This is a genomic window from Rothia sp. HMSC066G02, from assembly GCF_001813145.1.
Taxonomy (GTDB): domain Bacteria; phylum Actinomycetota; class Actinomycetes; order Actinomycetales; family Micrococcaceae; genus Rothia.
Genome location: NZ_KV811593.1, coordinates 198,837 through 212,238 on the forward strand (window position 1 = coordinate 198,837; position 13,402 = coordinate 212,238).

Genomic DNA, 13,402 nt, shown 5'->3' on the forward strand with positions numbered 1-13,402 from the left:
CGGGGAGCCTGGGATAGTACATCCCAGGCTCCCCGCCTCTAGCATGCCCATAACCTAGCGTGTCTGCAACCAGCCGAGGTCATGAAACCTCTGCGGTTATGTAGCAGATTGAGCCGCTTACTTAAAGCGGACCTCCGCCATGCCGTTCACGCGCACGTTCGGGCCGGCCGGCACCTCCTTAGTGCCGACGATCGCGCCGTTACGCACGCTCGGCGCCAGGTAGGATCCGCCTGCACCACCGGCGCCGCCCTGCTGAACGTAGCCGACCGCGCGGCGCGGGTTTTTCGGGTTGTTGCACCACTGCTGCGAGATGATGATTGCCGAAACCGCGTTCGCCACGCCGGAGCCGCCACCACCGTAGCCTGCACCGCCACCAGCAGACACTACGGTCTGGTAGCCGAAGAAGTTCTTGCTGATGGTGATGCTGGTGGTTCGTGCGGTTGCGGTACCGGTCAGGTTCTTCGGGTCGTTCTTGTCATACTGGTAGGCGTACGCGCCCACGCCGTCCGCACCGTTCGCATTGAAGCCGCTACCGCCGGTTGCGCCCGCGGTACTGGTGCTGTGGATGACCTGCTTGTTCTGGGAGCCGAAGCCGACCAGACCGTGGTCACCGGTGGGCAGGGGGTCTGCGATAGCACCCATGCCGCCTCGACCGCCGGAGCCACCCGTGCCGGGGGTTGCGATGATCTGCAGGTTCGCCTCGACGCTGTAGGCGTCGCTTGCGGCGGCACCTTCATAGCCCATGGAGGCTTCTGCATTGCCGCCGGAGCCGCCGCGTACCCATTCCAGGCCGCAGACCGGGCTAATGGCGTAGCTGGAGCCGGGCAGCGGTGCGGTGGAGCTGGAGTTACGCACATGTCCGCCGCCGCCACCTGCTGCGATAGCAACCACGGTGCCGTTGACCAGCAGTGCAGAGGAGCCGCCACCGGATGCGGCGTAAATGCTGCGCTTGAAGTGAGTGTGGGGTGCGCCGTCGCCTGCAGTGGGGTTGCCGTAGGTGCGGGGATTTGCCGTGTCGATAATAGCCTTCGGACCTGCGGGAACGGTGACCTGAGCGGCGGAGGAGCCACCCTTGCCGTAGCCTTCACCGCCGGTTGCGGGCTTGGATTCGTTCCAGCTTGCGCCGTTGCGGGTGACGCGCTCAAGCACGCCGATACCGCCGGCTGCCGCGACGATTTCTACGGTTGCGCCGGGGGTGACACTGACGGTGCCGGTGACCTTGGCGCCGCATCCGCCCTGGCTGCGTGCCATGACGGTGCCGCCAGCGCCGCCGGTGAGGGTGAAGCTGAGTTCGCGTACGCCCGCCGGGACGGTGAAGGTTTTGACGGTCTTGCGGCCGTTTGCCTGTCCCTTGATGGTGTGGGAGGTGCCGGTTTGTGCACCGTTGGCGGCGTAGGCGGGTACGGCTGCGGAGGATGCGATGATGGGCAGTGCCCATGCTGCGCCGGTGAGGATGGTGCGGCGGGGGGGGTGTGCGTTGTGAGGCATGGGGTTTTCTTTCATGAGGGTTGAGGGTGTGGATTGAGATGAGTGAATAATTTACACCTTTATGCACTGAGTGCAATATTCATTTTCTAGAGTATAGACCCTGAAAAACATTCTCAACTCGCCACGCCATGACCTCGCTCAACCCGGCAGTTCTCAGACATAGCGAAGGCCCGCAGGCATCAAAGTGCCTGCGGGCCTTCAGGTTGGCGCATTACTACCAACCTTTTCCTCAAAGCCATTGGTTTCATCGTTGAGACTCAACGAGACATCACTCAATGGCGTTCTCCGTGAGTGGCCAAAATACACCAAGAGACCACTCGCCAGAGAAGTACACAGTCCTCATGCCAGATACGCACAGATGCGCCTCTGGCGGGACTAAAACTTAGGGGCCGATTCTCCCGCCCCTGATGAGATTTCAGGAGTGGGAGAACCGGAAGGGCTAGTATCTAACCCACCGAGTAGCCCAAGAGGGCGACTCGAATAAGCACGCTATTAGGAGCGCTCGCAGAGGGTGACCTTCACGTAACCGGGGTTACGAACGCCGGATTCCTTCGCAGCGTTGTTAGCGGAGGAGATAGAGCCTCCAGCAACAGAGGGAGCAACGTAGGAGCCACCTGCGCCACCTGCACCAGCCTGGAGCAGTGCACCAACATTCTGGCGGACACCACCCTTAGCAGCGGTGTTACCATTCCACTTCTCGCCGGTCAGAATCGAAGAGAGTGCACGAACAGCACCGGAGCCACCGCCACCGTAGCCAGCGCCACCACCTGCGGAGACAACGCCCTGGTAGCCATTGAAGCTCTTCTTTGCAGAATCAACCTCAAGGCCGCCCTTCTCATCGCCCTTAACCACGCCTGCATCGATAGCCTTCTGGTTAGTAACGGGGATAGACTCCTTCGGCAGATCGGGGTGGTTATCCAGCTGGTAGGAGTATGCGGAGACACCGTCTGCACCCTTACCGTCGAAGCCGTTACCACCGGTATCACCTGCGGTAGAGGAGCTGAAGATTTCCTGGTTGTTGGTGGACACGAAGCCCATCACACCGAAAACGTTAGCCAGTGCGTAGAGGCGAGGCTTCTCACCACCGGTACCACCGGTGCCGTTGCCACCACCCTTACCGCCAGCAACTTCCATTGCGGAGGTGGGGGTACGCTTACCGGATGCATCCTTCAGGTGGGTATACCAGGAGACAGAGGTCTCTGCATCGTCACCGGTTGCTGCGGATGCGCTTGCACCTGCAGGCAGAACAGTGGTGTTCGAGGTGTCGCTCAGAGCGGTGGTGCTGGTGTCCTTCGCCTTAGAGTTGAAGTAGGGGTTGGGCTCAGTACCAATAACCTTACCCGTAGAATCCTTCTTCTCACGGGTTTCATTCAGAACATTGTTAGTAGCCGGCTGGGTACGGATACCCGCACCGCCACCGCCACCTGCAAGAGCCACAACGGTACCGTCAATCACCAGAGCGGAGGAGCCACCACCGGAACCGCCGTGAATGTAACGCTTCATGTCGGAGCCACCAGGCCACTTAGCATCGACGCGAGACTGTGCATCCGAGGGGACGGTGTAAACATTCACGTCACCACCATTACCATAGCCCTGGCCGCCGGTTGCCGGACGGGTGCCCCAAATCTTGTAACGCTTCTCTTCCGGAGTATCAGGAGCGTTCTCCGCACCATCCACGCGCTCCAGGTAAGCTACACCACCGGCAGCTGCAACCAGCTCGATAACCTGGCCTTCCTTGACGGGGATTTCACCCACAACGAGAGCGCCGGAACCACCAGCAATAGACGAGGAACCGCCACCTGCACCACCGGCAACCTCGAAGCGAATCTTGTCAACCTTAGCGGGAACAGTGAACTTCTGGGTGTTCTTAGCACCGGAAGGCTGGCCAGAGATATTGAACTTGGGAGCAGATGCGTACGCGCACTCAGTAGAAGATGCGAAAGCGGGAACCGCAGCAGATGCTGCAACAACCGGAGCAGCCCATGCTGCGCCAGCAACAACCTTGCGGCGAGAAATGTTAGTAGACATGTATGTCCTTCGAGAGTGATATCTTGGGCATTCACTCCCACCAAGAACGCGGCAGATAAATCCACGCAGGGCAGAACGCATACACAAAAAGTGAACATAGCGCGCTGAAGAGAGTGAATGCATGATGTTTCTATACAAGCGTCAGCCCCTGCACGCCCAGAAGATCAAAAACACAAAGGTCAGCTTCAAAAGCACAGGGAAACCCAACACTTGGAGAAAGCATACCCCCCCCCCGTATTAAAATTTCAAGCGAAAAACGCACACAATCTTCCATAAACCCACTTTGACATGCAGTGTTCAACCAGTACTTGAACTTTTATTCACACACATTTCTCCCCTAAATCCCTCTGACGCTCCTCCCATAAACAACCTTCAGGCGATGTTTTTCTCGAAATAAAGATTCAAAAGCCACATCTAGAATTTAAGAACCACACATTCCCACCATTCACCCGGCAGATTTTTCCTCTTTTGTGCTTTTAAGCACCTGAAAAAACCTTCAGGTAAAAATCACTCAAAGAACTATAGTTTTCCTTCATATACGCAGAAGCCCCGCGAGCGCACTCACTCGCGGGGCTTTTCTTTACGTTCTATCCACGTTCTAGCGTCGACCCACGAACCAGTCCGACAGCTTATCGATACGCGCCTGAATCTGCTCCGCAGAAGCCTGCGCGACCGCCGGGCCGCCACAAATCTTACGCAGCTCATTGTGAATCACGCCGTGCGGCTGACCCGAACGAATCGACCACGCTGCCACGTTCTTCGCCAGCTTATTGCGTAGCTCCTTCAACTGGCGGTGATCCACCACCGAAGGCGCCGCAGTCGCCGGGCGGCGTGCCGCATGCTCACGCTGATGCGCTCGCAACAGCGTACCGACCTGTTCGGCATCCAGCAGGCCCGGAATACCCAGGAAGTCCTGCTCCTCCTCACTACCCACGGCAAGGTTGCCGGAGGCGAACTCAGCGCCGTCGAACAGCACACCGTGGAAGGACGCCTCGGAGCCGAGCGCCTCGAACTTGCCGCGTGCCAGCTGCTCGGAGGCGCGCTCCTCGCGGTTTGCTTCTTCGAGCAGGTGATCGTCCAGGCCTTCAACCATAGGGTCGATTTCCTGGGGTGTGCCACGGTCGAGGGCGTGGTCGCGTTCTACTTCCATGTCGTTGGCGAGCATCATCAGCTGCGGCACCGAGGGCAGGAACACGGATGCGGTTTCGCCGCGCTTGCGGGCACGCACGAAACGGCCGATCGCCTGCGCGAAGAATAGCGGGGTGCTGGTGCTGGTGGCGTACACGCCCACGGCGAGGCGGGGCACATCCACGCCTTCGGACACCATGCGCACGGCGACCATCCAGCGCTGCGTGCCCTCGCGGAATTCGTCGATTTTCGCGGAGGCTTCGCGGTCGTCAGAGAGAATCACGGTGGGATATTCGCCGGTGATTTTCTGAAGCTGTTCGGCGTAGGCTTTGGCGTCCGCGTGGTCGGTGGCGATGACGAGCGCGCCGGCGTCGGGCACGGTGCGGCGCACCTCGGTCAGGCGCTTGTCGGCGGCGGCGAGCACGGTCGGAATCCATTCGCCGTTGGGGTCCAGGGCGGTGCGCCATGCCTGGGAGGTGATGTCCTTGGTGAAGCCTTCGCCGAGGTTTGCCGCCATTTCTTCGCCCGCGGAGGTGCGCCAACGCATCTGGCCCGAGTACGCCATGAAGATGACCGGGCGCACCACGTGGTCCTTGAGCGCGGGGCCGTAACCGTAGGAGTAGTCCGCCTTGGAGCGGCGGATACCGTCATTGTCGACCTCGTAGGTGACGAACGGAATCGGGGAGGTGTCCGAACGGAACGGGGTACCGGTCAGCGCCACGCGGCGGGTCGCGTCGTCGAACGCTTCACGCAGGCCGTCACCCCAGGAAAGGGAATCACCGGCGTGGTGAATCTCGTCAAAAATCACGAGGGTTTTCGTTTCCTCGGTGTTGCGGGCGTGCAGCTGCGGCTTATTCGCCACCTGCGCGTAGGTCAGCGCCACGCCCTTGTAGTGGCGGCTGATGGTCACATCCGCGTTCTTGAAGTTCGGGTCAATGGGAATACCGACCTTCGCGGCGGCATCTGCCCACTGCTTTTTCAGGTGGTCGGTCGGCGCCACAACGATGAGCTGGCGGACCGTGCCGCGGTTGAATAGTTCCTTGGCGAGGGTCAGCGCAAACGTGGTTTTACCCGCGCCGGGGGTTGCGACTGCCATGAAGTCGCGGGGGTTGGTTTCGAAGTACTTCTGCATGGCTTCTGCCTGCCAGGCGCGCAGGCTGACGGAGGTACCCCAGGGGGCGCGGTCGGGGTATGCCGGGGAGAGCTTCGGCTTCACCATACTGTCGAATAGTGTGGGTTCCTCTGCGGGTGCGCTCATTCTCTCCTTCTTCCTCGTCTGCATCTGCTGTTGCGGCGGGTTAGGCTCGGGACGGCTGATGCCCGCCGGGCACAGCGAGGTTAAATTCTAGCACCACATCCGCGGGTTGGGCCGGGCTGTGGTGCAAGAATTTGGTGCTCGTCAGCAAAGTCTCATGAGCGGTGTTGGGCCGTTGAGTCTTGCTGCTGCGGCGTGTTATTTATTCGTATTTATTCAGGCGTATCGCCCAGGTTGTGTTGTCTGAGGCGTGTCGCCTGGCGCGTATTATTCGCCGGAGCCGTTGTCGCCGTCGTTGCCGGGTGCGAGGCCTTCGTAGATTTCCTTGCACTGGGGGCAGACGGGGAACTTCTGCGGGTCGCGGCCGGGTACCCACATTTTGCCGCAGAGGGCGCGCACGGGTTCACCGGTCAGCGCCGATTCGAGGATCTTTTCCTTGCGTACGTAGTGGGAGAAGCGCTCGTGGTCGCCGGGCTCAGAAAGCTGGGTTTCTTCGCGTTCGAGCAGTGCGGTGCCGCCTGCGGTTCCTGGGCCAAAGGGGTCTTCGATGCCTTCGATCGAGCTCATGTTTCTCCTTGATGATGAGGTGGGATACATAGGGTGAGGGGTGCCGCTGCACGGTTGGGTGATTGGCGCCTTCTCTATTTTAGTAGCAGTTGGGAGGTGCTGAGCCCCCGGGCGGTCAATATGGAGGCAGACCACAGCTCAACCATAGACTCTTAGGTATTGCGGTGAGCTTCTTTCCGCTAGAAGTTCGGGGCTAGAAAGTTCAGGGCTAGAAATTCGTGCGGCACAGAAAAGGGGTTCCGCGCCAGACTTAGTACCTAACACGGAACCCCTCTCGTTTATTCCTGATGTGCTGGAGCTTCGACTCTTGTTAGTTCGCTTGGAAACGTGCCACGCGTTCCAGCATCTTGGAGCTGACCTTGTCGTAGCGGTGACCGCCCCACGCCACGCCACCCACGAGCAGTGCGGCACCAATCAGGAGCTGAATCAAGCCACCGAAGACGAGGGTTAGTAGATCTTGGGTCACGAAAATGTACACAACAACCGAGATACCGCCGGGTAGCGCGCTGAGCATCACCAGAATTACGGTGAGCATGAGCAGCAACTGATTAGCGAAGCCCTCATTGTTCTTCGGGTTCTTGAACGGGTTAGCACCCGGAGGCGCCACGGGCGGGCTAATGAAGGTGTCCATCACGCTGCCCATACCAGCCGCTGCGGCGAGCACGCCCAGCTGGTGCATCAGCACGATGGGGAAAAGCTCCAGGTGTCCATTTGCCGCTGAGGCGACGAACACCATCACCACCACGATCGGAACCATCAGGATGCTGTAACCCCAAAGACGGCCGAGACGATCGTCAATACCGCGTAGCGGGGAGAGCACGTGCAGGCTGAATGCGGTGTTGTCGTAGGAGACGAGATAGCACATGTAGTAGCCGGTGAAGACGGTGCAGAAGTACATCCAGAATCCGAAGAGCTGCATCACGCCGCTATTGATGATCTGGTTAGCTTCAGCCGCGTTGACGCCGTTAAAACTGGCCCGACTTTCGAAGGAGCCTACAGAGCTCAGGAACAGGGGCATAGCCACCGTCAGTATCAGGTAAAGCATGGCGGTGCTTGCGGTCAGCAGCTGCAGACGGTTGTCTTTCAGAAATGAGTGCAGGGTTCGTGCCGCCACGGCGCCACGCGGGGTTGCCGGGAACCGTGCCAACAGACCCAAATCACCTGCGGCGACTTCGGCAGCGCTGGCGTGGTGCGCGCTACCGCCCACATTCGCCATGGAGCGTGCCAGGTTCTTACCCCACAGCCACCATCCGCCAGCCAGGTAGACGAGGGTCAGAGCCAGGCAACCAAGGGCGGTACCCATATTGCCGGTCGCCATAAAGTAGGGCACCGCAAATGCCGACCCGAAGGGCGTCACGCTGAGCCACGGCAGGTAGGGCAGCACCTCTTCCCAGTGCTTGGTCAGGTAGGTTATCGTTCCACCGAAGATAAAGCCGGCGCTCATCATCAGTAGCATGGCAACGATCATCAGGGTGTTGGCGATGCGCGGGTTATCATTCAACGCCATGCCCAGGCGGTTGGCGAGACGAGCCCACACCATGAGGTTCGCAAGGCCGAGCACGCAGCAGATGAGGTACACGACCAGCGCGAGCGGTTGCGATATAAACGCGATCGCACCCAGCAGCACGGCAATGATGCTGGCAATGCCGGGGATACCCACGAACCCGCCGAGGAACTGGCCCTTCTGCAGGGTGGAGGGCTTGATGGGGAAGAGCACGAATCGGCTCTCGTCCAGGGTGCCGTCCAGTCCGCTAAAGAAAATGGGGACAATAGCCCAGGCGAGCGCAATAACCGCGCCTACCAGGAGGGTTCCGAGCTGACCGTATTCGGGTACCTCCGAGTTAGCGATAAAGTATGCGGAGCCGAGGCCGAAGAGCATGCCGCCCGCATAAAGCGCCGCAAAAATTAGGCCGATGAGCGCCCAGATGCTGCGGCGGAAGGAGGCGAGCACATACTGCCACTTTAGTGAGACGAGGTGCCCAACCATGACAATCCTTCCGAGGAGGTGCGGCCGCCGACCAGCTGCACGAATCGTTCTTCAAGGCTCATGCCGGCGCGTACTTCATCGACCGTTCCGGCGGCGAGAATACGGCCGGAGTCCATGACGGCTACGTGGTCGCACAGGCGCTGGACAAGGTCCATCACGTGCGAGGAGATAATGACAGTTCCGCCGGAGGCAACGAAGCCACGCAGAATGTCCTGAATATTAGCGGCGGAAACCGGGTCGACCGCCTCAAAGGGCTCGTCCAGGATCAGCACGGAGGGCGCGTGAACGAGAGCGGCGGCGAGCGCAATCTTCTTGGTCATACCGGCGGAGTAGTCGGCGACGGCACGACCCGCAGCGTCGGTCAGGTCCATTGCGGTGAGCAGGTCCTTGACGCGGGATGCGACAGTTTCCTTATCGATTCCGTGCAGGTAGCCGGAGTAGGTGATGAGCTGCTCGCCGGTGAGCTTGTCGAAGAGATGCACACCGTCGGGTAGCACGCCCAGGTGCGCCTTAGCCTTGAGCGGTTCGGCCCACATGTCGATGCCTCGCACGTATGCGGTGCCTTCGCTGGGCATGAGCATGCCGGTGACCATGGAGATGGTGGTGGTTTTACCGGCGCCGTTGCGGCCGACCAGCCCGTAGAAGGATCCAGAGGGGATATCCAGGTTGATGCGGTCGACGGCGACCTTCTGACCGAATGCCTTGGTGAGGCCGCGGATTTCGATGGCGGGGCGAGCGCCAGCTGCAGGTATAGTCTGCGGGGTGACGGGTAGCTGCGGTGCTACCGATGCGGGAACTACAGCTTCCGGCGCTACAGGCTCGAGGTTTGTAGCTTCCGGCGCTGCAAATTCGGGGACTATAGCTTGAGGTACTGCCGCGGCGGGGGTTGCCTCTACTGTGGTCTCTAGTACCGGGTTGGTCTCTTGTACCGGGTTCTGCGGTGAACCTGGTTCTTGCGGGTTCGGGTCCTGGGGAAAGTGACTAGTGTTCATATTTTCACCCTACCACCCCCCCCCATGAGGTCTAGCAGGTTTGGTGATGAAACCTGCATTATTAAGTACTCACAACGCATATTATGGACATTCCGGAGTGCTATAGATACCATCCAGCCGCACTATCAGACAGGTTGAGTCGATAAACTCTCCCCACCCTCAAAACCGCCAAAAAACGCAAAACAGAACGGGCTACCGTCTACCCCCGCAACCCGAGTGCGGGGGTAGACGATAGCCCGTCCGTATTCAACGTTTCAGCCGCCTAGATTAGCCAGAGCTAGCTAGACCGGCTCATGACGTTTCCCAGGCGACAGCGCCTTTTAGAACAGCGCCATAGTCAGTGCCGCACGCGCCTTGACGGTGCGCGGGTCAGATGCACCCACCACATCGAAGAGCTGCACGAGACGCTCGCGCACACACGCCTTATCGTCAGGACCAACAGCGCTGAACAGGCGCAGTAGACGGTTGTACGCGTCCTCCACGTGGCCACCGACCAGGTCCAGGTCGGCTACGTTGAACGCGGCGTCAATGTTCATGGGATCTGCCGCGGCCGCCGCACGTTCGGTTGCCATGTCCAGATCCTTCACACGGGCGAGCAGTTCAACCTGTTCCAGGCCGAGCTTCGCTTCCTTATCACCGGGGTTCTCGGCAATTGCCTTGCGGTATGCGGCGCGGGCGCCCTCCAGGTCGCCGCGGTCGAGGGCGGCGACAGCTTCTGCGTGCAGGGGCGGCAGGGGCTTTTCATCTTCGGGAACGACCGGGTCGAAGCCGCCGGGCAGCTGGTACTGTGCCGCGAGTTGCAGAACCTGGGAGAGCACATCGCCGAGGTCTTCTGCGCTGACCGGGCCGGTGTAAATCGGTGCCGGGCGGCCCGCCAGAACGGCAACGCCCGCGGGCACGCCGCTCACGCCGAATGCCTGGGCAGCTTCGGGGAGCTTGGTGACGTCCACGGCAGCGCAAATCATGCTACCTGCGGCGGAATCAACAAGCTTCTGCACGCCTTCGAGCATCTGCAGGGAGGAGGGCGAGTGCGGCGCGTAGAGCGCAAAAATTACGGCACCCTGGCTGGAGAGCTGAACGAACTTCTGGAACTCTTCGGGGGTGTTGACCTCGTAGCGCCAGGTGGGAGCGGAGGGGGTCTGCTCGCCGCCCTGTTCGCCAGCAGACTGTGCCGCGTTGGGGTTTAGTTCCATGGCGTTGCGTACGGAGGCGGGAATCTCCTGCGCTGCCCCGTTCTGCGCTGCACCACCCTGCGCGACATGACCCTGTGCCGCGTTCTGGGATGCGCCGCGGTCTGCCGGATCAAAAATAATGCTCATCCTGGGCTCCTTTACGTTCTGTACCTATTGTTGCGTGCGGGCTAAATCCTTCACGCGTTCCTTCCTCTATTATCCCCACAACGCACCGTTGCGAGCGCCCGTTCTCTGTCGCCTACGCTCTGAGCTCATGCCGGGGATAGCGTTTGGGCTATTGCCCGATCCGTCCCGCAAATATCTCTCCCACATGCACTCCCCTGTCCTTGGGATTCACCGTGGACGCCGTAACAAAGTAAACCAGCCGGTAGAATGGCACAGTAGAGAAAAAATACCCGGAATGATTCGGAAAGGAAGAGCATGAGCGAGAAGAAAGCCTCAGAAGCTCCCGCAGAGACGACATCGTCCCCCGAGACGCGCAAGAAGGAATCCCTCACCGATCAGCTAACGGAGACCTTCAGCGAGCTGACCGAAAGCATTAGCCAGGTGCGTTCCAACCGCCGCCGCGCTTCTATGCCTCCTACGGATACCATTCCGGTGGTTCCCGCCGCTTCTGAGGATGCGCCTCCCGCACCGAAGGTGGTCGGCAACGGCAAGACCTCGATGATGCATAACCCGGTCGCTTTTGGTTTCCTCATGACCGTGGGCGTGGGTCTGGCGCTCTTCGCCTACTACATTTTCAATAATGTGGGTGCCCTGGTGGGTTGGGTGACCGGTGCTATTTTCATTGCTCTGGGTCTGGACCCGATTGTGCGCCGCCTGGAGTCTTGGGGCATTAAGCGCGGTATCGGCGTGATTGCTGTGCTTGCTGGTTTTGCTGGCGCTGTGACCGGTCTGGTGATGACGATTGGCCCGGTCATTAGCGAGCAGGCGTCTAAGTTTGTGCAGTACGCGCCGGGTATTTATCAGAACACGATTGATTCTGATTGGTACCACGAGCTTGATCAGCGTTTTAGCATCAGCACCTGGGTGAATGAGAACGTCCCTAAGTTCTTGGAGTCGACGTTCTCCTCTTCGCAGGTCAATAGCTTCATGTCGAGCCTGGTTTCTGCGGGTTCTACCCTGGCGCAGAGCGTGACCGGCGTGATTATTGTGCTGTTCCTGTCCCTGTACTTCCTCACGTCGATGGACACGATTAAGGCGTGGGGTGTGCGTTTGGCGCCGGCGTCTAAGCGTGTGCGTGTCAAGTACATTACCGACAAGATTACTGAGTCGGTGGGTAACTACGTGATGGGCCAGGCGATGGTAGCCATTCTGAACGCCCTCTTCGCATTCTTCATAATGTTGTTCTTGGGCTTTAGCTTCCCGCAGTTGATGGCTTTGGTCGTTATGATTCTGGCGTTCATTCCGCTGGTTGGTGGCGTGATTGCGCTGATTTTGACCTCGCTGATTCTGCTGACTCAGGGTTGGAGTCTGGCGCTGTGGTTTGCGGTGGCGTACTTCCTGTACTTGCAGGTGGAGGCGTACCTGATTTCTCCGCGTATTATGGCTCGCGCTGTGTCGGTCCCTGCCGGTGTTGCGATTATTTCGGTGGCTGCCGGTGGCGCGCTATGGGGCGTGCTGGGCGCGCTGATTGCTATTCCGGTGGCGGCTTCCATGCTGATTCTGGTGCGTGAGGTGTTCATTCCTCGCCAGGACCAACTATAGTCACCGCCCAGTTGTAGTCGCCTCCCAGCTGTAGAGTCCCCTCTAGGTTCTCTACGCGCTCACGGCTCTTCCACCGAGCAGGCGTTTAAGACATAAGGCGGCGGCTTTGGATGTTCTATCCAAAGCCGCCGCCTTGATATTTTTATGCAGTGTTTTTACGCTGTGTTTTTATGCCAAACCTTTAGAGCTCAGTAATTTCTTCTGCCACCGGGCCGTTGTACTCGGTGGGCAGTTCAGTGGGCACACCGGTTACGATGCTGACAATAGTGTTCAGGACCTGCTGCACGGACTTCTCGCCCACCCACAGGTGCTTGCAACCCTCGAAGGGAATTACCCGAGTACGCGGTACAGCCGCGAAACGCTCACGCGCTGCCGGAGGCTGCAGGTAGTCGTCATGCTCGGGCACCAGCGCGTACAGCGGGTTCGAGATCTTGTTCCACTCGTCCAGCTCAGCCGGGTGCACGCGGTGCAACGGCGGGGAGAGCAGAATGGCGCCGGTGAACTCGTTCGCGTATTCGGGCGCGTACTTGAGCACCAGCTCGGTGCCGAAGGACCAGCCGACCAGCCAGGGGTTCGGCAGGGCACGCTCGCGTACAAACTTCAGGATTGCGTCAAAGTCCTTCTTCTCGGCAAAGCCGCCGTCAAAGACACCTTCGCTGGTGCCGCGAATCGAGGAGGTGCCGCGAGTGTTGAAACGCAGCACCGCGATGTTCGACAGCGCCGGCAGGCGGAAGGAAGCCTTCTTGTACACGTGCGAGTCCATGTAGCCGCCGTGGGTGGGCAGCGGGTGGAAGGTCACCAGGGTTGCCTTGACTTCGCCTTCGGGCAGGGCGAGTTCACCGACGAGGCGCTTGCCGTCCGCGGTGGTGACGGTGAAGTTCTCGCGGCGTGCCGGAAGCACAGTACGTGCCTTAATGGGGGTGGGCTCAGCGGCGGTGCTGAAGACGTAGCGGGCGGGATCGAATTCCTGCTCGCGGGTGATATCGGCGGTGTTGCTCATTGCGTTCCTTCAAGAAATGGATTCGAGAATGTGGTTTTGGTCAAGAATGTAGTCTTA

At 59.7% G+C, this 13,402-nt stretch carries 9 protein-coding genes; 1 reads left to right on the top strand and 8 read right to left on the bottom strand.

What is annotated here, in order from left to right; translation table 11 throughout:
• Positions 1-117: 117 nt before the first annotated feature.
• The 7 genes from HMPREF2894_RS05260 to HMPREF2894_RS05290 all read right to left on the bottom strand — a co-directional run bounded on the left by HMPREF2894_RS05260 (position 118) and on the right by HMPREF2894_RS05290 (position 10,764).
• Positions 118-1,488 carry a hypothetical protein gene (locus HMPREF2894_RS05260; RefSeq protein WP_070678124.1) on the bottom strand — a complete coding sequence of 457 codons (1,371 nt, stop codon included), beginning with the start codon at positions 1,486-1,488 and terminating at the stop codon, positions 118-120.
• A gap of 492 nt (positions 1,489-1,980) precedes the next feature.
• Entirely contained in the window at positions 1,981-3,516 is a 1,536-nt protein-coding gene (locus HMPREF2894_RS05265; RefSeq protein ID WP_049340639.1) for a hypothetical protein, read from the bottom strand.
• A gap of 598 nt (positions 3,517-4,114) precedes the next feature.
• Positions 4,115-5,902 (bottom strand): DEAD/DEAH box helicase, encoded by a 1,788-nt coding sequence (locus HMPREF2894_RS05270; protein ID WP_070604645.1) that lies wholly within the window; start codon positions 5,900-5,902, stop codon positions 4,115-4,117.
• 264 nt (positions 5,903-6,166) lie between these two features.
• Complete coding sequence (locus HMPREF2894_RS05275; RefSeq protein WP_005506434.1) at positions 6,167-6,466, bottom strand: DUF3039 domain-containing protein; 300 nt, start codon at positions 6,464-6,466, stop codon at positions 6,167-6,169.
• 310 nt (positions 6,467-6,776) lie between these two features.
• Positions 6,777-8,453, bottom strand: coding sequence for a hypothetical protein (locus HMPREF2894_RS05280; RefSeq protein WP_049352976.1), 1,677 nt, complete (start codon positions 8,451-8,453; stop codon positions 6,777-6,779).
• Positions 8,429-9,445, bottom strand: a complete 1,017-nt coding sequence (locus HMPREF2894_RS05285) for an ABC transporter ATP-binding protein (protein WP_070678126.1) — start codon at positions 9,443-9,445, stop codon at positions 8,429-8,431. The genes HMPREF2894_RS05280 and HMPREF2894_RS05285 overlap by 25 nt, the downstream gene beginning before the upstream one ends.
• A gap of 320 nt (positions 9,446-9,765) precedes the next feature.
• A complete protein-coding gene (locus tag HMPREF2894_RS05290; protein WP_049347474.1) occupies positions 9,766-10,764 on the bottom strand; it encodes a co-chaperone YbbN in 999 nt (332 codons plus the stop codon).
• A gap of 294 nt (positions 10,765-11,058) precedes the next feature.
• Between HMPREF2894_RS05290 and HMPREF2894_RS05295 the strand changes: the two genes are divergently transcribed.
• The gene (locus tag HMPREF2894_RS05295; RefSeq protein ID WP_049347476.1) at positions 11,059-12,345 is read left to right on the top strand and encodes an AI-2E family transporter; all 1,287 of its coding nucleotides are present in this window, start codon (positions 11,059-11,061) and stop codon (positions 12,343-12,345) included.
• Between the two features lie 181 nt (positions 12,346-12,526).
• Here HMPREF2894_RS05295 and HMPREF2894_RS05300 read toward each other — a convergent pair whose 3' ends face one another.
• Positions 12,527-13,345: an alpha/beta hydrolase gene (locus HMPREF2894_RS05300; RefSeq protein ID WP_049340650.1), complete on the bottom strand. Its 819-nt coding sequence runs from the start codon at positions 13,343-13,345 to the stop codon at positions 12,527-12,529.
• Positions 13,346-13,402: the final 57 nt, after the last annotated feature.